21 protein-coding genes and 3 pseudogenes are annotated in these 22,620 nt (G+C 41.1%); 11 read left to right on the forward strand and 13 right to left on the reverse strand.

Translation table 11 applies throughout. The features are described 5' to 3' along the window. Positions 1-46: 46 nt before the first annotated feature. The gene (locus tag CWC30_RS01505; RefSeq protein ID WP_138626239.1) at positions 47-1,363 is read right to left on the reverse strand and encodes a tyrosine-type recombinase/integrase; all 1,317 of its coding nucleotides are present in this window, start codon (positions 1,361-1,363) and stop codon (positions 47-49) included. A 470-nt stretch (positions 1,364-1,833) separates the two neighbouring features. Between CWC30_RS01505 and CWC30_RS18555 the strand changes: the two genes are divergently transcribed. Together CWC30_RS18555 and CWC30_RS18560 are read left to right on the forward strand one after the other, a co-directional pair. Next, positions 1,834-1,992: a hypothetical protein gene (locus CWC30_RS18555; RefSeq protein WP_249929807.1), complete on the forward strand. Its 159-nt coding sequence runs from the start codon at positions 1,834-1,836 to the stop codon at positions 1,990-1,992. A gap of 145 nt (positions 1,993-2,137) precedes the next feature. Then, a pseudogene (locus tag CWC30_RS18560) lies at positions 2,138-2,653 on the forward strand (methyl-accepting chemotaxis protein); the annotation flags it as partial. An 86-nt stretch (positions 2,654-2,739) separates the two neighbouring features. On the opposite strand, the gene CWC30_RS01515 reads toward CWC30_RS18560, so the two are convergent. After that, positions 2,740-3,069, reverse strand: coding sequence for a 5-carboxymethyl-2-hydroxymuconate Delta-isomerase (locus tag CWC30_RS01515; RefSeq protein WP_013465979.1), 330 nt, complete (start codon positions 3,067-3,069; stop codon positions 2,740-2,742). Positions 3,070-3,262: 193 nt separating this feature from the next. Here CWC30_RS01515 and CWC30_RS18565 point away from each other — a divergent pair, with 193 nt between their 5' ends. From CWC30_RS18565 to CWC30_RS01550, 8 genes and pseudogenes are all read left to right on the forward strand, one after another. Then, entirely contained in the window at positions 3,263-3,712 is a 450-nt protein-coding gene (locus tag CWC30_RS18565; protein ID WP_249929808.1) for a hypothetical protein, read from the forward strand. Next, a complete protein-coding gene (locus CWC30_RS18570) occupies positions 3,673-4,041 on the forward strand; it encodes a hypothetical protein (RefSeq protein WP_249929809.1) in 369 nt (122 codons plus the stop codon). Before CWC30_RS18565 ends, CWC30_RS18570 begins: the two co-directional genes overlap by 40 nt. A gap of 185 nt (positions 4,042-4,226) precedes the next feature. Then, positions 4,227-4,697 carry a CreA family protein gene (locus CWC30_RS01525; RefSeq protein WP_013465976.1) on the forward strand — a complete coding sequence of 157 codons (471 nt, stop codon included), beginning with the start codon at positions 4,227-4,229 and terminating at the stop codon, positions 4,695-4,697. A gap of 3 nt (positions 4,698-4,700) precedes the next feature. Further along, on the forward strand, positions 4,701-5,483 hold the full coding sequence (locus CWC30_RS01530; protein ID WP_138626240.1) for a hypothetical protein: 783 nt from the start codon (positions 4,701-4,703) through the stop codon (positions 5,481-5,483). Positions 5,484-5,485: 2 nt separating this feature from the next. Continuing rightward, positions 5,486-6,112 (forward strand): LysE family translocator, encoded by a 627-nt coding sequence (locus CWC30_RS01535; RefSeq protein WP_138626241.1) that lies wholly within the window; start codon positions 5,486-5,488, stop codon positions 6,110-6,112. A gap of 12 nt (positions 6,113-6,124) precedes the next feature. After that, on the forward strand, positions 6,125-6,619 hold the full coding sequence (locus CWC30_RS01540; RefSeq protein WP_036980263.1) for a gamma-glutamylcyclotransferase family protein: 495 nt from the start codon (positions 6,125-6,127) through the stop codon (positions 6,617-6,619). 27 nt (positions 6,620-6,646) lie between these two features. After that, positions 6,647-8,188, forward strand: a pseudogene (locus tag CWC30_RS01545) (serine hydrolase). A 103-nt stretch (positions 8,189-8,291) separates the two neighbouring features. Next, a complete protein-coding gene (locus CWC30_RS01550) occupies positions 8,292-9,215 on the forward strand; it encodes a histone deacetylase family protein (protein WP_138626242.1) in 924 nt (307 codons plus the stop codon). Here CWC30_RS01550 and CWC30_RS01555 read toward each other — a convergent pair. Continuing rightward, positions 9,195-9,494: a DUF4144 family protein gene (locus CWC30_RS01555; protein WP_069439807.1), complete on the reverse strand. Its 300-nt coding sequence runs from the start codon at positions 9,492-9,494 to the stop codon at positions 9,195-9,197. The two genes, CWC30_RS01550 and CWC30_RS01555, sit on opposite strands and share 21 nt — an antisense overlap. 76 nt (positions 9,495-9,570) lie before the next feature. Between CWC30_RS01555 and CWC30_RS01560 the strand changes: the two genes are divergently transcribed. Next, positions 9,571-12,099: an EAL domain-containing protein gene (locus tag CWC30_RS01560; RefSeq protein ID WP_171034672.1), complete on the forward strand. Its 2,529-nt coding sequence runs from the start codon at positions 9,571-9,573 to the stop codon at positions 12,097-12,099. Here CWC30_RS01560 and CWC30_RS01565 read toward each other — a convergent pair. The 10 genes and pseudogenes from CWC30_RS01565 to rpoD all read right to left on the reverse strand — a co-directional run bounded on the left by CWC30_RS01565 (position 12,072) and on the right by rpoD (position 22,260). After that, complete coding sequence (locus CWC30_RS01565) at positions 12,072-12,887, reverse strand: DUF2797 domain-containing protein (protein WP_138626244.1); 816 nt, start codon at positions 12,885-12,887, stop codon at positions 12,072-12,074. The genes CWC30_RS01560 and CWC30_RS01565 overlap by 28 nt on opposite strands. Positions 12,888-12,908: 21 nt before the next feature. Further along, positions 12,909-13,358: pseudogene (locus tag CWC30_RS01570) on the reverse strand (EAL domain-containing protein); the annotation flags it as partial. Then, positions 13,331-13,630 (reverse strand): 7TMR-DISMED2 domain-containing protein, encoded by a 300-nt coding sequence (locus CWC30_RS01575; RefSeq protein WP_138626245.1) that lies wholly within the window; start codon positions 13,628-13,630, stop codon positions 13,331-13,333. The gene CWC30_RS01575 and the pseudogene CWC30_RS01570, both read right to left, overlap by 28 nt. 120 nt (positions 13,631-13,750) lie before the next feature. Further along, on the reverse strand, positions 13,751-15,037 hold the full coding sequence (gene purD / locus CWC30_RS01580) for a phosphoribosylamine--glycine ligase (RefSeq protein ID WP_138626246.1): 1,287 nt from the start codon (positions 15,035-15,037) through the stop codon (positions 13,751-13,753). A 14-nt stretch (positions 15,038-15,051) separates the two neighbouring features. After that, positions 15,052-15,870 (reverse strand): class I SAM-dependent methyltransferase, encoded by an 819-nt coding sequence (locus CWC30_RS01585; RefSeq protein WP_036980256.1) that lies wholly within the window; start codon positions 15,868-15,870, stop codon positions 15,052-15,054. Positions 15,871-15,979: 109 nt separating this feature from the next. Further along, positions 15,980-17,566 (reverse strand): bifunctional phosphoribosylaminoimidazolecarboxamide formyltransferase/IMP cyclohydrolase, encoded by a 1,587-nt coding sequence (gene purH / locus CWC30_RS01590; RefSeq protein WP_138626247.1) that lies wholly within the window; start codon positions 17,564-17,566, stop codon positions 15,980-15,982. Positions 17,567-17,898: 332 nt separating this feature from the next. After that, entirely contained in the window at positions 17,899-18,189 is a 291-nt protein-coding gene (gene fis, locus CWC30_RS01595) for a DNA-binding transcriptional regulator Fis (protein ID WP_002957804.1), read from the reverse strand. Between the two features lie 19 nt (positions 18,190-18,208). Continuing rightward, positions 18,209-19,180 carry a tRNA dihydrouridine synthase DusB gene (gene dusB, locus CWC30_RS01600; RefSeq protein ID WP_171034673.1) on the reverse strand — a complete coding sequence of 324 codons (972 nt, stop codon included), beginning with the start codon at positions 19,178-19,180 and terminating at the stop codon, positions 18,209-18,211. A 282-nt stretch (positions 19,181-19,462) separates the two neighbouring features. Next, a complete protein-coding gene (gene prmA / locus CWC30_RS01605) occupies positions 19,463-20,344 on the reverse strand; it encodes a 50S ribosomal protein L11 methyltransferase (RefSeq protein ID WP_008114871.1) in 882 nt (293 codons plus the stop codon). Between the two features lie 71 nt (positions 20,345-20,415). Further along, positions 20,416-22,260: an RNA polymerase sigma factor RpoD gene (gene rpoD / locus CWC30_RS01610; RefSeq protein ID WP_028835594.1), complete on the reverse strand. Its 1,845-nt coding sequence runs from the start codon at positions 22,258-22,260 to the stop codon at positions 20,416-20,418. Positions 22,261-22,620: the final 360 nt, after the last annotated feature.

The raw sequence follows: 22,620 nt of genomic DNA on the forward strand, positions 1-22,620 counted from the left end.
GCCTTAGATGTCAGGTTTGGTAAAATCGCCAAACCTGACATTCAATTCAAACAAGCAAAGCGCTCATCAGTTCAACTTTTTGTTCCTTAGTTAAGCTTGCTAACAGACTTTTCATTTCACTCATTTTATTTTCTGGCTCTTGCTCAATCAAACCTGCATATTTGGCTATTGTTTCTGTTACTTTTTCTGCAGGTTCTTTAAGTTCCTCAGCGGTTAAAATTAAATAGCCAGCAGTTACGTCACTTTTATCTGTAATATGGTTTAGAAGGCGTTTCAGGAGGTATCCTGATACTCCGCTACTCTCAGCCATTGATGTAAATGTACGGCGCAAATCATGCGAAGTAATTTTTACTCCTGCAATTTGGCATACATGTTTCAACGTTTTTTTAGGATCAGTTAGGTACCCCTTTTTACTGTTTGTGCCAAACACATAGTCAGATACTTTGTATTCTTTTCGTCGATTAAATATCTCAGCTAATCGATCTGTAATAGGAAACTCAACGTCCAAGCCATTTTTTGTATCCTCTAAAATGAATATCCTATCTTCAAGGTGTACTTGTGACCATGGGAGTTGCAGTAGCTCAGACCTTCTCAGGCCTGAAAAGGTTAAAAACTCCAGATAATCACAAAAACCGACACGACTATTTTGACGGTATTTAGCAGCTTCATTTCTTACTTCATATAATGCGTCTATGAATGGTTTTAGTTGTGAACGACGCAGTCTTGTTGTTTTACGCTTTACATTATTCCAGCTTCGTTTTTCAGAAAGTGTATCTACAGGGTTTTCTGGAAATAATGAGCGACCTTCTGAAGACTTGTATTCAGCTTTAGCAAAGTTAAATAAAGCACGCATTAGGCGCATGGTATAATTTGCCTGAGCAGGGCTTCTAGAGGTTATTTCTCGTTGGCGCTTTAAAATCATTGTTTGATTTATATCGGCTAGGCGTTTGTTATGCCAATCTGATAGGTAGCAATCTATTTTTTGTTGATACCCCCTTTCGGTTATAGGCTTTAGATCTCTAGATTCGATGTATGAATCAAAGGCTTCTTTCAGGGTAATAGAAGCGGCTCTAAATTGGCGCTTAAGGTCGTTAGGGTTTATACCCTCTGCGATATCTGCCATTACTTTTTTAGCCATTCGCCTTGCATCATCAAGTGCAATTGATGGAAAGTAACCAAGGGTGACATTAATCGGGGTGTCTCGCCCTGGTATCTTTTTATAAACTCTAAATGATTTTTTACCAGCTACGCTCACATCTAAAATGAGTCCTGACAATAGATTGTCATAATAACGAGTGCGTTTACCGTTTGATTCTATCTTTTCAAGCGACAATTCTGTGAAGCGAAATTTTGTGTCTGACATATGGTGCTACCTCTGTGCTACTTTGAACGTAAAATTTAACGTTCTGAAATACATAATGATTTATGCATCAGAGGTAGGGTTTATTCAATAACCCTATGATATAGCTATGAAAATTAGTAAATAGTTTTATCAAAAAGTAACTCGTAGTAAGTCCTTGTTTTGCAACTCATAATCGTTAGGTCCCCAGTTCGAGTCTGGGAGGGGCCACCACTTTTACACGCTTTCCAAGTACATAAAAACTCATTTTCTTAGTTTATAAAATTCGCTTTTGTTATTTCTATTGTATTTTTCACCAGTGCACTGATTTCTGTATTAATTTTATTGAATACATTGTAATAAACACAGTTGAATCTACTATTAAAGTGTTATGGGGTTTTATTGTAAAAATCTTTACTTTATGCCCTTTAATGTCGCTACTATTAATTGTGTGCAGTATATAAAATACTGCTTAGTTATTCCTTAGGTGTTCTATGTTATTAAAACGAAAAGTATACCTCAGCCTTATTCTGGCTGTTGCTGCTCCTTTAGCAATATCTACTCTCATCTTTTCCAATAGTATTCGCTCAAATACAGCAGAAAAACTAGCAAAAGTAGATTTACCGACTGCGCTTAGTGAAGTTAAAAGCTAAATAGAGCTGGAACTTTCTACATCTATTGTTGTAGGCAAAGAAATAGCGCAAAACTTATTTGTGCAGCAATGGATGAATAATAATGAAGATGCGCAAAGCCGAGGTAAATTTATTGATTACCTCAAACATATAAAAGATTAAATCAATTTCTCATGTATTGGATGTAATTAAAGGGATTTCCGAGCAAACTAATTTATTGGCGTTAAATGCGGCTATTGAGGCGGCGAGAGCGGGTGAGCAGGGCCGTGGCTTTGCGGTAGTTGCTGACGAAGTAAGAACGCTTGCGCAACGAACCGCGGAGTCTACAGAGCAAATTAATGAGATGATTGATTTGTTAAATGCTAAAGCGTCAAGCACGGTAACAGCGATTGAATTGGGCAGCAAAAACACCCTAGAAAATGCCGAGCGCTTAAAAGAAACCGGCCATACATTAAATGGTATGTCACAGGAAATTGTACTACTAAGCGAGTTAAACAACTCAGTGGCTACTGCAACGCGAGAGCAAACACTAGCAACCTCAGAAATTAGCCAAAATATTGTGATGATTTCCGATTCGGCAGAGCAAACCAAAGAAAATATGAAAAAGTCAGAGCAGCTTTGTAACGGTTTAAATAAAGAATCGAATATTTTAAGGGATTTACTGGGTAAGTTTACGCTTTAAACACGATTTAATTAAAAAATCAGTTGAGCGAGGAAATCATCATAGTTATAGCGCTCTTGTCTATAACTATGATGTTGTAATGGCGGTTAGTTTTTACGGTAAATCTCGTGATCCATTTCGTAAATATTTACGCTTAAACTGTCAGAGGCTCTGCAATACGTTTGCAAGCAGGCTAGTAATTGCTCACTTAGTAGTTGCTTTTGCTCAATGGAACGACCAGCCATAATATGCACCGCAATATGAATAAACCCTTCTTTACCCACACCTAACTGATAATGCTGATAAGCAATAGCGCGAGTCTTTATTGTTTCTAAATCAAATAAGCCACTTTCAAACGTTGTTGTATGGATTTTTTCCACAAGAACTTGAGGTAGTAAAGGCAGATCTTCTGAGTGTTCAATAATAATGTGTGGCATTTAACGTATCCTCTTTAGATTGGTTTATTTAATTATACCAAACGGGTTTGTACACGCTAACCCCATAACGCTTAATTTTTAAAAATGTGGCTTGAACATATTTTTAGCAATAAACTCATTTAAGCAATTACAAGACCTGTAGCGTGTTTAATTTTAGATTTATTATGGCAAATATTTTTGGTTGATACGTTTTATGTCAATTTGTGGTGACTTATACGAAGAGCACACAAGCCAGTTGGTATTTGTAATTGCAATTGATGAAATAAGTAACGAAAACATCATGCGCGAATGTTATGACTCAGAGGCTGCGTGGGGCAGTGATAACGAATACTGTAACGATATTACCCGTAACGACGAAGGTAACATTGTAAAAACTCTACAGCGTGAATATAACTTGGATGAGTTAACTGCGCGCGGTTACGATGTCGTTGCAACTTACAAATATGACATCGGCAGCTATGGCAACTTGTCATTTAAGCTTGATTACAATCACATTATTGAAAACTCGCAAACCTATGAAGGGTTAGATGGTAACAGTGTTACTTCACAGTATGCAGGTTATGGGCGCTCAAAAGATAAAGCCGCTATGTCGATTGTATGGAAATGGATGATTTACTTATCCGCTGGCGTACAAATTACGTAGGCGCGTTTAAAGCAAGCCAAGAAGATGAGAAAGACTACCTTGAGTATGTTGCTGCAAACGATGAGCGCTGTGCTGCGGGCGATGCCGGTTGTATTGCAAACCCAGAGCCACTTGCGTATCAAGATTATGGCTTATTTTTAAAGCATAGTTTATCAGCGTCTTACACTCTGGCACTGACTGATAAAAGTGACTCACGTGTATTTGGCGGTATTAACAATGTATTTGACGACAAAGGGGCATTTTACCCAAGTGGTCGTGGTAACTTTTATAGTGGCTACGGCGGCGGTGCCGGTCGTTATGATTATCTAGGTGCACAATATAGCTTTTAATAACCTTTAGCTGTATTTGTTTGCAAAGGCACTCCATCGGCCGTGCCTTTTTTATTGTGTATCTTGCTGCGAAATACCCTTTAAACCATTACAGTATTGAGTTGGTGGATAAAATTTGTTTTATCGCGGTGAAAGCGTTTAGTATAAGGCGTAACTTAATTTTTAATATGAACGAAGGACTTGCTATGAAGTATCTCAAAATGGGTGGTTTAATTGTATGCTTAGCAGGGCTTGCAGGGTGCTCTGATGATGTTGCTTCAGTAAGTCTTGGGCTATTTACCACTAAAGATGTGGTGGTTAATTCACAGCAAGACCCGCTAGTGACCGGTGTAACCTGTCATATTAGCCATATTGAGGCGAATTTAGATTTTTCAGACCCCTCAGATATGTCGATTGCCTGTCGTCAAACGGGGCCAATAACGCCAGACCAATTACAGTCTATCGACCGCAGTAAATCCGGTGAAGTCGTGTTTAAATCATCTAAGAGTATTTTGTTTAAGTCATTAAAAGTGCGCCGTATTTATGATGCTAAAACACATACATTATTATATTTATCATACTCAACGAAAGAGTCTACGGGCAGTCATCATCATGCGCTCTCTACGGTGCCTTTATACAATACACAAGCATGGCAATGGGCGAAGGGGCAAGAGTAGTTTATGTTAGCTCTATTTAAATCAAAGCCCTTATTGGCAGAACAAGAACAACAATGGCTGATTGATACCTTTATTTGGGCAGCAGAAAACTTTGATTTGGATTTTTTTACCAAACACAGCCAAGTTATTTTACCAACGGTTGAGTTTTTTCCTGACTCGGTTTCAAGTATTGAGGAAATGGCCAGCAAAGTGTTTGCGCGTGTTAAGCAATACGCTGGTATGAATGAATGGCCAGTAACCTTGGTTGCACCGCAACAATTACAACCACAGGTGTTTCCACACTTTGAATTTAGTCAGCATTTACGTGGCGAAGAGTGTCATTTAATAGTACCAGCCAGTCATACTATTAATGTGTCGTTTAACCCTAATCAAATTAATCAACCGCAAGATTTAGTGGCGAGTTTTGCCGGTACGCTTGCCACCATATTAATTCATCACGTAGGGGTATTACCCCCAGGTGGTAAAGAGTATTTACCGCAAGCCACTGATGCTTTAGCGTGTTTTTTAGGCTTTGGGGTAATGATGAGCAATACCGTGTACCAGTTTAAAGGTGGCTGTGGCTCATGTTATAACCCGTATGCAAATCGCGAAGCGACGCTCAGTGAAACGCATACCGTATTTATGCATGCGTTAGTGAGCTACTTTAAGCAAGATAAACACTCTAAAAAACATTTAAAACCGCATTTACGAGGCCAATTTAAAAAAGCGCAAAAAGAAATAAAAACCTTGATTAATCAATCGGCTAACCCATTGTTACAGGCTATTTCGCCAGAGCAAGCCAGTTAAGTATGAACTATATCGATGAATTTTTATTAATTGCAGTGGCTCATTTTTTTGCGGTGGCAAGCCCTGGGCCCGACTTTGCGGTAGTCCTTAAACAAAGTGTACAACACGGCAGGCGCAATGCGTTATGGACAAGTGCCGGTGTTGGTGTGGCTATTTTATTACACATAGCCTATTGTGTATTGGGAGTTGCGCTGGTGTTAACTCAATCACCTGCGTTGTTTATGGCGCTTAAATATATAGCGGGCGCGTATTTAGCGTATTTAGGCGTGCAGGCACTGCGCGCCGCTAAACCTACAAATACCTCATCAGAACCGGCTGCAAAACCCAGCCTTGCAGCTGAGTCACCATGGCGCGCGTTTCGACGTGGCTTTTTTACCAATGCACTTAACCCTAAGGCTACGTTATTTTTTATGTCGTTGTTTACCTTAGTGATTAACCCAACTACGCCGGTAATAATACAAATGGGATACGGCGTTTATATGGCGCTTGCTACCTGGGCTTGGTTTTCTATTTTGTCGCTATTGTTATCAAAAGCGCGTGTACGTGATTTTTTTCAGCAAAGTGGTTATTGGTTCGACCGCGGCATTGGCATTATTTTAATCGCACTGGCTGTGCGAGTTGTTATTTAAAGAAGGAATAGTATGGCGTTATATAATTTTTCGTTTGGCTCTAATATGTCATCTAATCGTTTATTGGCACGTTTACCTAATGCAAAACGTGTGGGTACGGCACTTTTAAAGGGCTATAAGTTAACCTTTAATATGGCCTTTTCAGATGGTTCAGGTAAATGCACTATTGTGCCCACCAATGAACCCGATGCTGTGGTATATGGGGTGGTGTATCAGCTTAATGAAGCCGAAAAAGAGATCTTAGATAAAATTGAAGGCCCTAATTACGACTGTGTTGATTTAACCGTGAGCCTTCTAGATGACGGTGACATTAATGTACACTGCTACATCGCAAACACACATGACGACACACTGCTACCTTATGATTGGTACGTGCAGCATGTATACCGCGGCGCACTTGAGGCGGGCGTACCCGAACACTACAGTCAACGCATTTTAGCTTACCCAAGTAAGCAAGATACTAATAAAGCGCGCGCCGAAATAGAATTTGCGGTTCATCAAGACTAAACAAAAATAATAACCTAAGGTAACACTATGAAACTAAAAAAATTAGCCACAGCCGCATTATTGGCTGGCTGGGCATTTACGAGCTCTGCAGCGGTTGATACCGATAAAATTTCAGAGGTGATCAACGCCTCAATGACACGTTTTGATGTACCCGGAATGGCCGTTGCCATTGTTGAAAATGACAAAGTCGTATTCGCTAAAGGCTTTGGTGTTGCCAACCTTGATACGAATAGCAAGGTGAATAAAGACACTTTATTTGGCATTGCTTCAAATACCAAGGCATTTACCAGTGCAGCATTGGCTAAGCTGGTGGATGAAGGTAAGTTAAGCTGGGATGACCGCGTAATTGACCATATTCCTGAGTTTAGATTGTACGACTCTTACGTTACTCGTGAAATGCGCATACGCGATCTACTTAGTCATCGTAGCGGTTTAGGGCTTGGTCAAGGCGATTTAATGATTTGGCCAAGTACCGATAAATCGGTAGCCGATATTTTATCTGGGCTGAAATATTTAAAACCCGCGAGCAGTTTTCGTAGCCAATATGCTTACAACAACCTAATGTTTGTTACCGCTGGTGAAGTTGTTGCGCGTATATCGGGGATGAGCTAGAACGACTACATTGAAAAAAATATTCTACAGCCACTTAACATGACTAACTCGCGCGCTGGCTTTTCGCGTATCGCAAAAAATAACAAAAACTGGGCGATTGGACACATCCCAATGGATGGCAAATTGCATCCTTTTTTTGTTAATTACCTTGAAGACTTTCGAGGGGCAGGCGCCATTGCATCAAGCGTAAACGATATGAGCCAATGGCTACGTACTCAACTTGCTGGTGGCAAAATGCCTAATGGCGAGCAGTTATTTAGTGAAAAGCAGCAAGCACAAATGTGGCATCCACATATTACGTCAATGGCATCTAAAAGTGCCTATAAAGCGTATCATCAACAATTTAGAGGTTACGGATTAGGTTGGAGTATAGAAGATTACCACGGCGTTAAAAAGCTGGCACATGGTGGCGGCATTTTAGGTATGGTATCGCAGGTGACTTTACTACCAGAAAAAAACGTGGGGATCGTGATATTAAGCAACCAACAAGCATTTTCTGCATTATCGGCAGTGACTCATGAAGTACTTGAAGATGTACTCGAGCTTGAAGATAAAGATTGGGTTGAAGAGTTAGCTAAAAAGCATTTTGCAGGTAAAGAAAAAGCCTATGCTAACGCCGCTCCAAAAGCGCCAACAGATATTCAACCGCAATTGCCTAATATAAACTACACCGGTACATTACATGATGATTGGTATGGCGATGTAATTGTTGAAGAACTAGATGGTAAATTACGCATTGATTTTACCCATACAAAACGCCTTAAAGGTGAGCTGAAGCATTACACAGGTAATACTTTTATTGTGAAGTGGGATGAAAAGTTATTAGAGGCAGATGCCTTTATTCGCTTTTCTATGAGCGCCGATAACCGCGTAGAATCAGCGAAAATGAATGCAGTTTCAACGCAGGTAACCGATTTTAGCTTTGATTTTAGAAATCTCGACTTAAAAGCTAAATAACCATAACTTTAGTTAAATAGTCGTTTAGTATCAACCAAAGTCGCAAAGCCACTACAAGGTGGCTTTGTTATACTCGTTAAGCAACTTATATTTGGAGTTAGCTATGCGCACTGCGATTATTTCTCATCCTCACTGTCGTAAACATAAAATGATTGACGATCATCCAGAATGCCCAGAGCGTTTAGATGCGATTAATGACCGTTTACTTGCTAGTGGACTGGATGTGGCTATAGAGCAAAAACAAGCCCCTAAAGCACTGCGCGAACATTATTTATTGGCGCACAGTGAGCAGCATATTAAGCATGTAGAAGACATGATCCCAAACGAAGGGCTCAGCGATCTTGATGGAGATACGTGGTTATGCCCCGACTCTTTAAAGGCCATTGAGCGTGCAGTCGGAGCAGGGTTACTCGCTGTTGATGAGATTTTAGAGGGTAAGTTAGACGCTGCGTTTTGTTCAGTACGCCCGCCAGGGCATCACGCTAACCGAAATAGCTCTTCTGGTTTTTGTGTGTTTAATAACCTTGCGATTGCAGTTAAATATGCACAAAGCAAAGGGGTAAAACGCATTGCCATTGTTGATTTTGACGTACACCATGGCAATGGGACTCAAGATATTTTTATGGATGATGAAAATGTGTTGCTGTGCTCGTTATTTCAATATCCATTTTATCCTAATACCGCCATTAAAAATAATGCCACACTGGTAAATTCACCTTTACCGATAGCTAGTGATGGTGCTGATTTAAAAGCACTTTATGAGCAACAATGGCTACCAAAATTAACAGAATTTAAGCCCGAACTGCTTTTTATAAGCGCGGGATTTGACGCACATTTAGAAGATGACATGGCCAGTCTTAAGTTTGTTGAAAGTGATTATATATGGCTTACTGAGCAGTTAGCGCAATTTAGCCAACAGCATCATTGTTTAGGAATTATTTCTTATTTAGAGGGAGGATACTCACTGTCGGCACTCGGGCGCAGCGCGATTGCACACGTTAAAGCGCTAGTTGATTTCGGCGAGTAACCTGAATGCCTGATCTGGAGTTAGCTGCTCTATTTTACTTAAGCAGCATTGCCCTTCTTTTGCTAAATATTCTTTTACTAGCTCTGCTAATTGGCTTGCACTGAGCGCCGTGAGCGAATGGCCGCTTAAGCTTTGATAGCCACTAACCTTATCTAAAATAATAACTTTTTGCTGCTCACTTGCTTCCATAGTGTAAATAAAGTCGTGTAAATCATTGGCGTGCTCCATTAGCTCAATTTCATCATTATAAATAATAATTTGTGGGTAACTGATGCTCATCTATTGTCCTAAATCAAATTGTTTTTTACTGAATAATTTATAGTCATTAATTGGTTTAATTTTGGAAGTAGAAGCAATGCCTCACACTAGCCGCTATCAAAAAGTATGCGATGTTTTTACCAATAAGGTGATCGCCTGCGCTAAGGATACCCCTTTAATTGAAGCGGTGAAACTAATGCGAGCGCATAATGTTAGCGCTATTTTTGTAAAACAACAGCAACAAATAATAGGCGTATGGACTGAAACCGATTGTTTAACACTTAACTTTTCTAATCGCTCACTTAGGCAGTTAGCGATTGAAAGCGTTATGTCGAGCCCTGTATTAAGTGTGCCCAGTCAACAATTATTAACCGAGACGGCCATGGTGTTTAATAAGCAGGGTGTAAGGCATTTGTTAGTAACCGATACAAATGACATTCCCAGCGGCGTGATCAGCATTACAGATATTGTAAACAATCAAGGGCTAGAGCATTACTTACAATTTAGACCTATTAATGATCAATATAATAAAAACATACGGATAGTACCGAGTTCATTGGCAATCAATGACGCGGTGAGCATGATGCGTGAATACGCAGAGAAAGTGATTTTGGTGTTTAATGAGGATGAAAATGTTCATGGCATTATTACCCAGCGCGACTTACTAAAGCTCATCACCGAGCAGCATAATCATCTTGTTTGTTGGGATTTAGCCAGTCGCCCCCTTTATCAGATAAGCCCCCAAGACAGCCTTTTTGATGCTTACAGGTTGATGTCGGAAAGTAATATTCGGCATTTAGTGGTTAGCGAAAATAATCAAATTAATGGCGTGTTGTCGCTTGAAAACTTAATTAATGAAATTGAAACGGCTTATTGTTGTGAGCTTGAAAAAGTACTTCAGCAGCGTGATATTGCATTGCAGCACTCACAGCGTAACTTATTTTTAGCCAATAAAATTATCGACTCCTCCCTAGATGGCATCATGATCACCGACTCGAATGGAGTGATTATGCAAGTAAACCCTGCATTTACCCATTTAACCGGTTACAAAGAATATGAGGTGATTGGTAAGCGACCCAATATGTTGAGTTCAGGGCGTCATGATAAAAACTTTTATATAAAAATGTGGGATTCGCTTGCCAAAACAGGGGTATGGCAGGGGGAAATTCATAATCGTAAAAAATCTGGCGATATTTATATTGAGTGGCTCAGTATTATAGAAATAAAAGAGCCAAGTCATAGTGAGGTGATTTACGCCGCTATTTTTAGTGACATAACTGAGCGAAAAAGCGCAGAAGAAAAAGTGGTGCAGTTAGCGTATTTTGATGAGCTAACTGGCTTACCTAACCGGCGTTTATTTAACGATAGACTTTCTATGGCACTGGCCTCAGTGCACAGAGATAAACAGATGCTAGCGGTAATGTTTATTGACCTTGACCGTTTTAAAGAGGTGAATGACAGCTTAGGTCATAATGCCGGTGACATGCTATTAAAATTAGTATCAGAGCGCATCATCAATAGCTTAAATGAGGGTGATACGCTGGCGCGATTAGGGGGAGATGAGTTTGTTGTATTATGCGAAATAAATAATGTAGAAGGTGCTATCACCCTTGCTGAGAGTATTTTAAATCACTTAAATACACCGTTTAAGCTTGAAGGCTTTGAGGTTGGTGTTACTGCGTCCATAGGGGCGGCTGTTTATCCATATGATGGCTTAGACAGTGAAACATTATTAAAGCATGCTGATATTGCCATGTATCGCTCAAAAGATGTCGGTCGCAATTCGTTTCACTTGTTTCAACCGTCAATGAATGCCCGCTCCCTTGAGCGCTTAGCGATGATGAGCCGCTTTCAGCATGCACTCGAAAATGATGAGTTTGAGCTTTATTTTCAGCCTAAGCAATGTTCAAAAACAGGGTTGATTATGGGAGCTGAAGCACTACTGCGTTGGCACGACTCTGATTTAGGTACTATTTCACCAGCGCAGTTTATTCCGCTTGCTGAAGAGCTAGGTTTAGTGGTGCGTTTAGATTTATGGGTTATAAACCAAGCAGGTAAAGAGTTAACCCTTTGGCAAGCGCAGGGGATTGATGCCGGACGTTTAGCGATTAATGTATCTGCGTGTCATTTAAGCCAAGGTAAGTTGGCTGATAATATTAAAGCGATGCTTACTCGTTACCAATTACCTGGCAGCTTACTTGAAATTGAGCTGACCGAAAGCAGCTTTATTAGCTCGTTTTCACAGGCAAAAGAGCAACTACAGCAGCTCAAAGCGCTGGGCGTGCATATTGCACTGGATGATTTTGGTACGGGGTATTCTGCACTCAGTTATTTAACCAAATTACCGTTTAACACATTAAAAATTGATGCGAGCTTTATTGCTAAGATTCCTGATGAGTATGGCAATAGCCAAATTGTGGCGGCCATTATAGCCATGGCGACAAGTTTAGGATTGGATGTGGTTGCTGAGGGCGTTGAGCATGCCTCGCAAGAGGCACACTTAGTCGAAATAGGCTGCAATGTTATTCAGGGCTATTATTATTGCCATCCATTAACGCAGCAGCAGTGGATAGCATTTTATAACCAAGCAGCAAAAGATTATTCTGAGTCTACACTCACTTCATAAGAGGTGAACTTACGAATATTAATAACGCCGTTATCAAAAATTAAGTACTGACCTTTAATGCCTTGTAAAATACCGCTAACAACGGGGTTTTTATCAAAGTTAAATGAGCTGATTTTGCTTGGGTATTCGCTTACAGGAAAATCAAGATTCACAACGTCTTGGTCAAGCTGTTCAATAGCGGTTGCGCCAAATAATTCACTCAGCTCGGTTAGTTTTTCGCTAATTTGTGGAATAAGCTCAGCAGCCGCTGCTTTTAAATCAAGAGCGTCGTTTTGTCCTTTGAGCATATTGCGCCAATTGGTTTTATCAGCAATAAACTGCGCGAGCGCCACTTCCACTAAGCCCGACTGTAAACGAGTTTGTACTTTAAAAATAGGTAATGCTTGGGTTGCCCCTTGGTCAATCCAACGGGTAGGTATTTGGGTGTAGCGAGTAATGCCTACTTTTAACCCTGATGTATTAGCTAGATACACATAATGCGGGATCATGCAGTTTTCTTCACCCCACTGTGGCTCGCGACAGGTGCCTTGATCGTAATGGCAGGTTTCAGGTTTCATGATACACATGTCGCAACTTGCAAGCTTGCGCATACATACAAAGCAATGCCCTTGAGAATAGCTTTTTTTTGTTTTTTTACCACAGTTAGAACACAAAATTGTGCCACTAAAAGTGAGAGTCAATTGTTTACCTATTAAAGCATTTAAATCAACCAGTTCATCACCTACAGGTAAATGATATTGAACGGGTTCTGTTAAGCTCGACTTTAATTTGCGCAGTGTACCTTGCATCTTTACTTGGCCCCAAAGATGTTAAAAAGGGGAGCTTAACATTTTTAGGCGGTATTGGCTGTTCAAGAAGTCTAAATAATTATCATAAGAGAGTGCTTTTGCGTACAAATAGCCTTGGGTACGGTCAGCTTTCATGGTGTTGAGCAGCTGGTGAACTTCTTGAGTTTCTACGCCCTCAATCGTGATAGTAAGGCCCAAGTTATGCGCCATATCTATGGCTATTTGCACAATGACCTGATGAGCCCGGTTATCGGTTAAATCATACACAAACGACTTATCTACTTTAAGTTTATTAAAGTGATAGTTAACTAAGTAGCTAAGTGATGAATAACCAGTACCAAAGTCGTCTAACACCACCTTAACGCCCAGTGTGGCGAGTTTACCAACTAAGGTGACTAACGCATCTTGATTTTCGACAAACGCCGATTCAGTCAGCTCAAACTTCAATAAATGAGGGGCAACCTGATACTTTTATTGAGCCGATATATGGTGAGATGATCTACCATCGGGTTATCAAAGTGGGTAACCACATCTTCTTGTTGGCTGCTTTTATTTTCTAAATCGAGGCGTAACCAATAATTTTGCTGTTCAAAGCTCCAAGGTATATCGTTAAATTCTTGCTGTGTAAATAGCGCCTGCTTGGTCATTACTTCTGCAAAACTTTGTGTTTTGCTTTTGTCTATGTAATACGCATGATCGAGGTAAACAGAGGTTATTTTATCTATGGTATAGCGTGATGGCATGATAGCTTAAAGTTTTAAATTCCAATATTAATCTATGTCCAGATTACTTTTTTATAGTGTAGCAGTAAAAAGCGCAGATAATCTGCGCTTTTATAAAATTTACTCGTTAGTTATCAATCGTTATGATTGTTCACGAGCAATTGCGCGATAAGCAATGTCAGTACGGTACTCCATGCCATCCCAGTTGATTTCATCAACCAGTTTATAGGCACGCTGCTGCGCTTGTGTAACTGTATTACCCAGTGCAGTAGCACACAGTACACGACCACCGGCAGTCACTACGTTATCGCCGTCTTGCTTAGTCCCTGCATGGAAGACTTTTTCGCCTTCAGGGTAAGTTACTTTCAAGCCACTAATAGCATCGCCTTTCGGGTAGTTATCAGGGTAGCCTTTAGCGGCTAAAACAACACCTACTGCAGCGCGTGAATCAAACTCAATGGTGGTTTTATCAAGCTCTACACGGTTAGCAGCTTCAATCAATTCAACTAAGTCTGATTGTAAGCGTAGCATCATAGGTTGTGTTTCAGGATCGCCAAAACGACAGTTATATTCAATAACCTTTGGTGTACCTGTCTCATCTATCATCAAGCCTGCATACAAAAAGCCAGTGTACGGATGGCCTTCGCTAGCCATACCTTCTACCGTTGGGTAGATCACTTCGTTCATAATGCGCTGATGAATTTCATCGGTTACTACAGGCGCTGGTGAGTATGCACCCATACCACCGGTGTTAGGACCTTGATCGCCATTGTAAGCGCGTTTATGGTCTTGGCTGGTTGCAAACGGCAGTACGTTTTTACCATCAACCATGACAATAAACGACGCTTCTTCACCTTCTAAAAACTCTTCAATGACTACACGACTACCGGCGTCACCAAAGGCATTACCCGCAAGCATATCGCGAATAGCCTCTTCAGCATCGCGTTCGGTCATGGCAACAATAACGCCTTTACCAGCCGCTAAACCATCGGCTTTAATAACAATCGGTGCGCCTTTCTCTTTTAAGTAGGCAAGCGCAGGGGCGATTTGTTCAAACGTTTGGTAATCAGCGGTTGGGATAGCATGACGTGCTAAAAAGTCTTTAGTGAACGATTTAGACCCTTCAAGCTGTGCCGCTCCCGCGGTTGGGCCAAAAATAGCTAAGCCGTGTTCACGGAACTTATCAACAACCCCTAATACTAGTGGCACTTCAGGGCCAACAATGGTTAGCTCAACATTATTTTGTTGGGCAAAGCTAAGTAGCCCATCAAGGTCTTCAACGTTAATTGCTACGTTCTCAAGTTTTGGCTCAAGGGCTGTGCCCGCATTACCTGGAGCAACATAAACAGTGTTTACTTTTGTATTTTGAGCGGCTTTGAACGCAAGTGCGTGTTCGCGGCCGCCGCTGCCAATGACTAATACATTCATGGCGAATATCCTATTTAAAGCGGTTTTTTAAATTTCAGCGTCATACGGTCGCTTTCACCTATGGCTTTATATTTAGCGGCATCTTGCTCGCCAAGTCTAAGGCTCGGTGGAAGGGTCCATACCCCTTTAGGGTGATCGGCTGTATCAAGAGGGTTTGCATTAATATCGCTTTTTGCTTCAAGTTCAAAACCTGCTTGTTCAGCAAGTGCAATAACTACACTTTGCTTCATATAACCTGATGATTTTTGCATCTCATCATCTTGCTCTTCTGGTAGGCGGTGTTCAACCACACCTAAAGTGCCGCCAGGTTTAAGTGCTTTGTAAAAAGACTTAAACGCATTGCTTGCAGCTTCTTTATCTTTGCTCATGTACCAGTTATGGACATTACGAAAAGTCAGTACCATATCGGCGCTAGCCGCAGGAGCAATATCTAAATGTGTAGAAGGGGCAAACTCAGTGAGTTTAACGTGACTAAAGCGGGCATCTTCAGCGATTTTAGCCTTAAAGCCAGCAAGAGAACGTTGGTAATAACCAACCGATGAATCAGCAGGGAAGTGCGCAGCATAATAGGTGCCTTGCTCTTTCAGCGCTGGCGCTAAAATTTCACTGTACCAACCACCACCTGGGGCAATTTCTACCACGGTCATAGATGGTTTAAAGCCAAAAAATTCGAGTGTTTCTACAGGATTGCGGTATTGATCGCGCTCACTGCTACGCTCGCTTGCTTTAACTGCATTTGTTAATGCTGAGTCGTGGCCATGGTTGTGTGCCAATACCATTGTTGAGCTTAATGACAGTGTGGCAACCAGTAGAGATTTTAGTGCAAATTTCATCGTCTAATCCTTCACATTATAATTGTTAGTCATGGTTATAGAATAAGCAGAATACGTGAATTTGGTGCAAACAAAAAGAGCTAACTGAACCCGTTAGCTCTTTATGCGATTAATGACGGAAGTGGCGCATACCGGTAAACACCATTGCCATTCCGGCTTCGTCAGCGGCAGCAATTACTTCTTCATCGCGCATTGAACCACCCGGTTGAATAACCGCGGTAATACCTGCTGCGGCTGCAGCATCAATGCCATCACGGAATGGGAAAAATGCATCTGATGCCATTACCGAGCCTTTTACTTCAAGGTTTTCATCAGCGGCTTTAATACCGGCAATTTTAGCTGAGTAAACGCGGCTCATTTGGCCTGCGCCAACACCAATAGTCATACCGTCGCGGGCATAAACAATGGCGTTTGATTTAACAAATTTAGCCACTTTCCAACAGAACAGTAAGTCTTTAAGTTCTTGCTCAGAAGGCTGGCGCTTAGAAACAACCGTTAAGTCGCCTTGAGTTACCATACCTAAATCACGGTCTTGAATTAGAACGCCGCCATTAACGCGTTTAATGTCATGGCCTGTGCCTTTAGCTGAAAACTCGCCACACTCTAATAAGCGAACATTTTGCTTAGCCGAGACTATTTGAGCCGCTTCTGCACTAACGCTTGGTGCGATAATAACTTCAACAAATTGACGTTCAACAATCGCTTGTGCGGTATTGGCATCAAGCTCTTGGTTAAAAGCAATGATGCCGCCAAACGCTGACGTTGGATCTGTTTTAAAAGCGCGATCGTATGCTTCTAAGATATTTTCGCCAATTGAAACACCACATGGATTAGCATGTTTTACAATAACACACGCCGGTACATCAAATTCTTTAACACACTCAAGTGCGGCATCTGTATCGGCAATATTGTTAAACGATAATGCTTTACCTTGCAGTTGAGTGGCTGTCGCCACTGACGCTTCAGAGATGTCGTTTTCAACATAAAACGCGGCATCTTGATGCGAATTTTCACCGTAACGCATATCTTGTTTTTTAGTGAATTGCATATTGATAGTACGCGGGAACTTAGTATCGATAGCAGCTTCCTCTGTGTAATCAGGAACCATTTTACCGAAGTAGTTAGCAATCATGCCATCGTACTGCGCTGTATGCTCATACGCTGCAATAGCTAAGTCAAAGCGAGTTTTGTAGGTTGTTGAGCCATTGTTATTTTGCATTTCGCTAATAACACGGTCGTAGTCGTTTGCGTTAACAACAATCGTCACATCTTTGTGATTTTTAGCTGCCGCACGTACCATCGTTGGGCCGCCAATATCGATGTTTTCTATAGCATCTTCAAGGCTGCAGTTTTCTTGAGCGACAGTATTCGCAAAGGGGTATAAGTTAACTACAACGATGTCGATAGCAGAAATATTGTTATCTGCCATTACGCCTTCATCTTGGCCACGACGAGCAAGAATACCGCCATGAATTTTTGGGTGTAGGGTTTTTACGCGACCATCCATGATCTCAGGGTGTCCGGTGTGATCTGATACTTCGGTAACTTTAATCGCATTATCAGCAAGTAGTTTACACGTGCCGCCAGTTGAGAGTATTTCAACACCTTGTGCTTCTAGTGCACGGGCAAATTCAACAATACCGGTTTTGTCTGACACACTCAAAAGTGCGCGACGTATAGGACGATGTGTATCCATTGTAGTTTGATTTCCTCAGTTAATGAGCTAGCTTAGAAGCGCGTATTTTAACTGATTACGACTTAAAAAACGACTTATAACGACCCATAAAGCGTGAGCATTTTGCAATTTCGTTAATAAATTTTACAAATAAAAAAAGCACCCTAAGGTGCTTTTTACTCAAAATACTTTATACCAGCTGTATTGGATTAGTAAGCAATTATAACGACAGAGAAATAAGTCAATAACAAGGCAAAAATTTTGCTGTGTAGTTATTCTACATAAAAAATTTTTAACGCAATTAGGGGCTTATTTAGCTCGTTAGAATGATTACGGTTTCAATATAGCTGGTATCAGTTCATACCGTATTTTTTAAGCTTTTTACGTAAAGTACCACGGTTGATACCTAGTAAAATTGCCGCACGAGTTTGATTGCCACGTGTGTAAGTCATTACTTCTTCAAGCAATGGCGCTTCTAGCTCAGAAAGAACAAGGTCGTAAACGTCTTGCACATCTTGACCGTTAAGCTGCTTTAAGTAGTGGTGAACAGCTTTTTTCACTGCATCACGCAATGGCTGCGGTTTCTCGTGTGACTGAACATGAGGGTTAGTGATAAATGGAGAAGTCACGTTTTGTTCGAACATTATAAAGTCTCTTTCTTTCTTAGTTAGCTGCTAGTGTTTTAAAGTATTGCTCTAATGCGACGACCTGTGCCTCTGAATTGTCGAGCGCATTAAATACTCGCCTAAACTGACCGTCACTGTCATGGGTTTGCAAATACCAAGATACATGTTTGCGAGCGATTCGTGCTCCCATTGGCTCACCGTAAAACATATGGAGGTTGGTTAAATGCTCCATTAAAATACTGCGCACCTCTGCAATAGCAGGTGGCTGCATATGTTCACCAGTTCGCAAATAGTGGTCTATCTCCCTAAATATCCAAGGGCGACCTTGGGCGGCTCGACCTATCATAATGGCATCTGCACCCGTATAGTCCAAAACCTGCTTTGCTTTTTCAGGTGATGTAATATCACCATTAGCAACGACAGGTATCGACACTGAACGTTTTATATCCCTAATTGTGGCGTACTCAGCATCACCTTTATACATACATGCGCGCGTGCGACCATGTACAGCCAGTGATGCAATGCCATAACGTTCAGCTATTCTTGCAATCTCTACACCATTACGGTTGTCCTGATCCCATCCAGTACGGATTTTAAGTGTCACAGGTATATCAACCGCGTTTACTACGGCATCAATAATCTCTTCTACGAGTTCTGGAAACTGTAATAAGGCTGAGCCTGCAAGTTTCTTGTTCACTTTTTTTGCTGGGCACCCCATATTGATATCTATGATCTGTGCACCGTTTGCAACATTGAATTGTGCGGCCTGTGCCATAAGCTCAGGGTCTGCTCCTGCAATTTGCACCGCACGTATACCCGACTCACCAGAATGATCCATTCGGTTCATCGACTTTTCGGTTTTCCAAACCTTCGGATTAGACGACAGCATTTCAGACACAGCAAGGCCAGCGCCTAAACGACGACATAGCTGTCTAAATGGTCTGTCCGTTATGCCCGCCATAGGCGCGACAATGACATTATTCTCAAGTTGGTATGAACCGATACGCACGATATTCAATAGGCCTCTTTTCAAGGGGCGCTAAGTTTACGGCTTTTTGCGCAAAAATCAAAGGCTATAAATTGAACAAAAGTGACTTTTTTTTGCTCTTTTCGTATTGACATTTGATAACCGTATGACGAAGCGGTTTATTTGTGTGAATTTTGAACGGTCGTTGTTTTTATAATAAAAAACCTTTATTTTTTATTATGTAAAAAAATAGTAAAGCCTGTTAAATACAGGCTTTAGATACGACTTTTGAGTTAATACTCTAAATTTTTTAATAACGCACTATTATGCTTTTTTAATGCCACTTACTCGGGTCCAATCGCCTTCAATGGCAATTTCATCGAGCTCAATAAAGGGCGCATATATATCAGCAACCGATTGTGCTTGTTCTTCTAAAATGCCCGACATGGCAATTTTACCGCCTGGCTTTAATAACCCTAAAATAACACTATGAAGCTCACGAAGTGGTTGCGCTAAAATATTTGCCACTACAATGTCAGCAGTAAACTCAGGTTGATTTTCTGGAAGGTACACTTCAAGCTTGTCAGCAACACCATTGCGATTAGCGTTATCTAGGCTTGCTTCCAGCGCTTGTGGGTCAATGTCTATCCCAATCATGCGCTCAGCACCTAATTTTATTGCTGCAATACCCAATATGCCTGAGCCACAGCCAAAATCGACCACGGTTTTACCAGTTAAGTCTTGGCTTTCTAACCATTTTAAACACAGTGCTGTAGTGGCGTGTGTACCAGTACCAAAAGCAAGACCAGGATCAAGTAGTACATTGACTGCGTCTGGGTCTGGAATGTCGCGCCAGCTTGGACAAATCCAGAGTTTTTCGCCAAATTGAATAGGGTGAAAGTTATCCATCCACTCACGTTCCCAGTCTTTATCTTCGAGTTGCTCAATTTTGTAAACTAAATTGTCTTTTAGCTCATCATGGCGTTTTAATAACGCAACCACTGCGTTCATATCGTGATTAGCTTCGAACAAGCCAATTACTGTGGTGTCAGCCCAAAATACAACAGTGCCAATTTTAGGCTCATAGATAGGCGTATCTTTAGCATCAATAAAAGTAACAGAAGCACTGCCTGCTTCCATTAATAGGTCACTGACTGCATCAGCAGTTGCAGCATTGGCATTGATACGGATTTGGATCCAAGCCATGTTTATTTCCTTGAAATAGAAAAAAGGCCGCTACTGCGGCCTTTTAAATTAACTTATAATGTAACGCTAGATTATTTAGCGTCTAAAAAGCTTTTCAGTAAATCAGAGCGAGAAGGGTGACGTAATTTACGCAGTGCCTTCGCCTCAATTTGACGAATACGTTCACGTGTTACGTCAAACTGTTTACCTACTTCTTCTAACGTGTGGTCGGTATTCATATCAATACCAAAACGCATACGTAGTACTTTCGCTTCACGGGCTGTTAAGCCAGCGAGCACGTCGTTAGTTGCGCCACGAAGAGACTCCATTGTTGCCGAATCGATTGGCGAATCAATAGTCGTATCTTCGATAAAGTCACCTAAGTGCGAATCTTCATCATCACCAATTGGTGTTTCCATTGAAATTGGCTCTTTTGCAATCTTAAGTACCTTACGGATTTTATCCTCAGGCATCATCATGCGTTCAGCTAATTCTTCTGGATTTGGCTCACGACCCATTTCTTGTAACATTTGACGTGAAATACGGTTCAATTTATTGATCGTTTCAATCATATGTACTGGAATACGGATTGTTCTTGCTTGGTCAGCAATAGAGCGCGTAATTGCTTGACGGATCCACCACGTAGCATAAGTTGAAAACTTATAACCACGACGGTATTCAAACTTATCAACCGCTTTCATCAAACCAATGTTACCTTCTTGGATTAAATCTAAGAACTGTAAACCACGGTTGGTGTATTTTTTAGCGATTGAAATTACAAGACGTAAGTTTGCTTCTACCATCTCTTTTTTAGCACGGCGCGCTTTCGCTTCACCAATACTCATGCGACGGTTTATATCTTTAATACGTTCAATGCTTAAGCCTGTGCTTTCTTCCATTGAAGTAAGTTTGCTAATACAGCGAAGTATTTCAGGCTTCACTTCTTCAAGTTTAGCTGAATGCTTTTCGTTTGCTGCAATTTCAATATCAAGCCATGCTGTGTCAGTTTCGTTGTTTGCAAAATGCTTAACAAAGGTTTTCTTTGGCAGCTTTGAAACTTGAACTGCATGCTTCATGATAAGACGTTCTTGAACGCGAACTCTGTCCATCATTTCACGCATGTTATTAACCATGCGATCAAACTGTTTAGGCACGAGTTTAAAGGTTCTGAACAGCTCACCGATTTCTAAAATAGCGGCTTGAGACTCTGGATGAGAGCGACCTTTCTTATCGAATGTTTCACGTGCTTTGGTGTATAAATCACGTAAATTTTCGAAATGGATGCGCGCTTCTTCAGGATCTGGACCTGTATCTACTTCTTCTTCGTCTTCATCATCGCTGTCATCGTCATCATCGTCGCTGTCATCAAGCTGTTTTTCACTTAATTCAGAACCAATGTTGGTGGCAGCAATAGGTGGTGCTTCTTCTGCATCAGGATCGAAAAAGCCAGAGATAATATCGCTAAGGCGCATCTCTTCTGCTTCAAACTTATCCCACTGTTCAAGTAGGTAAGTGATCGCTTCTGGGTATTCAGCAACCGAAATTTGAACTTGGTTAATGCCTTCTTCAATGCGCTTAGCGATAACAATTTCGCCTTCACGGGTAAGAAGTTCAACAGTACCCATTTCACGCATATACATGCGAACAGGATCAGTTGTACGGCCAATTTCTTTTTCTACAGTAGCAAGGGCTGCAGCGGCAGCTTCCGCTGCGTCTTCGTCTGTCGTGGTTTCTTGCATCATTAATTCATCGGCATCAGGCGCGTTTTCGCTAACCTTGATACCCATGTCATTAATCATGCTAATGATATCTTCTACTTGATCTGAGTCGATAATATCTTGTGGAAGGTGATCATTAACTTCTGCAAAAGTTAAGTAACCTTGCTCTTTACCTTTTTGAATCAGAAGTTTTAATTGTGACTGAGGAGTTGGATCCATAGAGATTGTTTCTTCCACTCTGATAAGTTGATACAACAGGCGTCATCATGGAGTTTGCTCAAAGGCTAACCAGAATAATGTGACGCAGTGAATAGCACAGTATAACAGCCTAAATCAAATCTGACTAGGGTCTGTTGGTCTTTCAGGATTAAAGTTTATTCAATCCAAGGGTGGTTTAATCGCGGCGCGAGGTTTGTAACCTAGTGGGCTAAGTAAAAACCGAGCAACAAAGAGTAAATCGCCCCTAGGCAGAACCCTTCGGGCAGCGCCTGTTTGGCATTGATGCTGCGTTATCGCCTATTTATGGGGAATAACCACACCACATAGGCTCTGCCTTGCCTAAATACCAAACAGACTGCG

This window comes from Pseudoalteromonas sp. S4741 (genome assembly GCF_005886135.1).
GTDB lineage: Bacteria > Pseudomonadota > Gammaproteobacteria > Enterobacterales > Alteromonadaceae > Pseudoalteromonas > Pseudoalteromonas tetraodonis.

Bases quoted from the DNA above. Each gene is read 5' to 3' on its own strand.
- purH (WP_138626247.1), bottom strand. From the start codon at position 17,566: ATGGATACACATCGTCCTATACGTCGCGCACTTTTGAGTGTGTCAGAC.
- CWC30_RS01550 (WP_138626242.1), top strand. From the start codon at position 8,292: ATGCGCACTGCGATTATTTCTCATCCTCACTGTCGTAAACATAAAATG.
- CWC30_RS18555 (WP_249929807.1), top strand. From the start codon at position 1,834: ATGTTATTAAAACGAAAAGTATACCTCAGCCTTATTCTGGCTGTTGCT.
- rpoD (WP_028835594.1), bottom strand. From the start codon at position 22,260: ATGGATCCAACTCCTCAGTCACAATTAAAACTTCTGATTCAAAAAGGT.
- CWC30_RS01515 (WP_013465979.1), bottom strand. From the start codon at position 3,069: ATGCCACACATTATTATTGAACACTCAGAAGATCTGCCTTTACTACCT.
- CWC30_RS01535 (WP_138626241.1), top strand. From the start codon at position 5,486: ATGAACTATATCGATGAATTTTTATTAATTGCAGTGGCTCATTTTTTT.
- CWC30_RS01525 (WP_013465976.1), top strand. From the start codon at position 4,227: ATGAAGTATCTCAAAATGGGTGGTTTAATTGTATGCTTAGCAGGGCTT.
- CWC30_RS01555 (WP_069439807.1), bottom strand. From the start codon at position 9,494: ATGAGCATCAGTTACCCACAAATTATTATTTATAATGATGAAATTGAG.
- CWC30_RS18565 (WP_249929808.1), top strand. From the start codon at position 3,263: ATGTCAATTTGTGGTGACTTATACGAAGAGCACACAAGCCAGTTGGTA.
- CWC30_RS01560 (WP_171034672.1), top strand. From the start codon at position 9,571: ATGCCTCACACTAGCCGCTATCAAAAAGTATGCGATGTTTTTACCAAT.
- CWC30_RS01540 (WP_036980263.1), top strand. From the start codon at position 6,125: ATGGCGTTATATAATTTTTCGTTTGGCTCTAATATGTCATCTAATCGT.
- CWC30_RS01530 (WP_138626240.1), top strand. From the start codon at position 4,701: ATGTTAGCTCTATTTAAATCAAAGCCCTTATTGGCAGAACAAGAACAA.
- prmA (WP_008114871.1), bottom strand. From the start codon at position 20,344: ATGGCTTGGATCCAAATCCGTATCAATGCCAATGCTGCAACTGCTGAT.
- CWC30_RS01585 (WP_036980256.1), bottom strand. From the start codon at position 15,870: ATGAAATTTGCACTAAAATCTCTACTGGTTGCCACACTGTCATTAAGC.
- CWC30_RS18570 (WP_249929809.1), top strand. From the start codon at position 3,673: ATGGATGATTTACTTATCCGCTGGCGTACAAATTACGTAGGCGCGTTT.
- CWC30_RS01575 (WP_138626245.1), bottom strand. From the start codon at position 13,630: ATGCCATCACGCTATACCATAGATAAAATAACCTCTGTTTACCTCGAT.
- CWC30_RS01505 (WP_138626239.1), bottom strand. From the start codon at position 1,363: ATGTCAGACACAAAATTTCGCTTCACAGAATTGTCGCTTGAAAAGATA.
- fis (WP_002957804.1), bottom strand. From the start codon at position 18,189: ATGTTCGAACAAAACGTGACTTCTCCATTTATCACTAACCCTCATGTT.
- CWC30_RS01565 (WP_138626244.1), bottom strand. From the start codon at position 12,887: ATGCAAGGTACACTGCGCAAATTAAAGTCGAGCTTAACAGAACCCGTT.
- purD (WP_138626246.1), bottom strand. From the start codon at position 15,037: ATGAATGTATTAGTCATTGGCAGCGGCGGCCGCGAACACGCACTTGCG.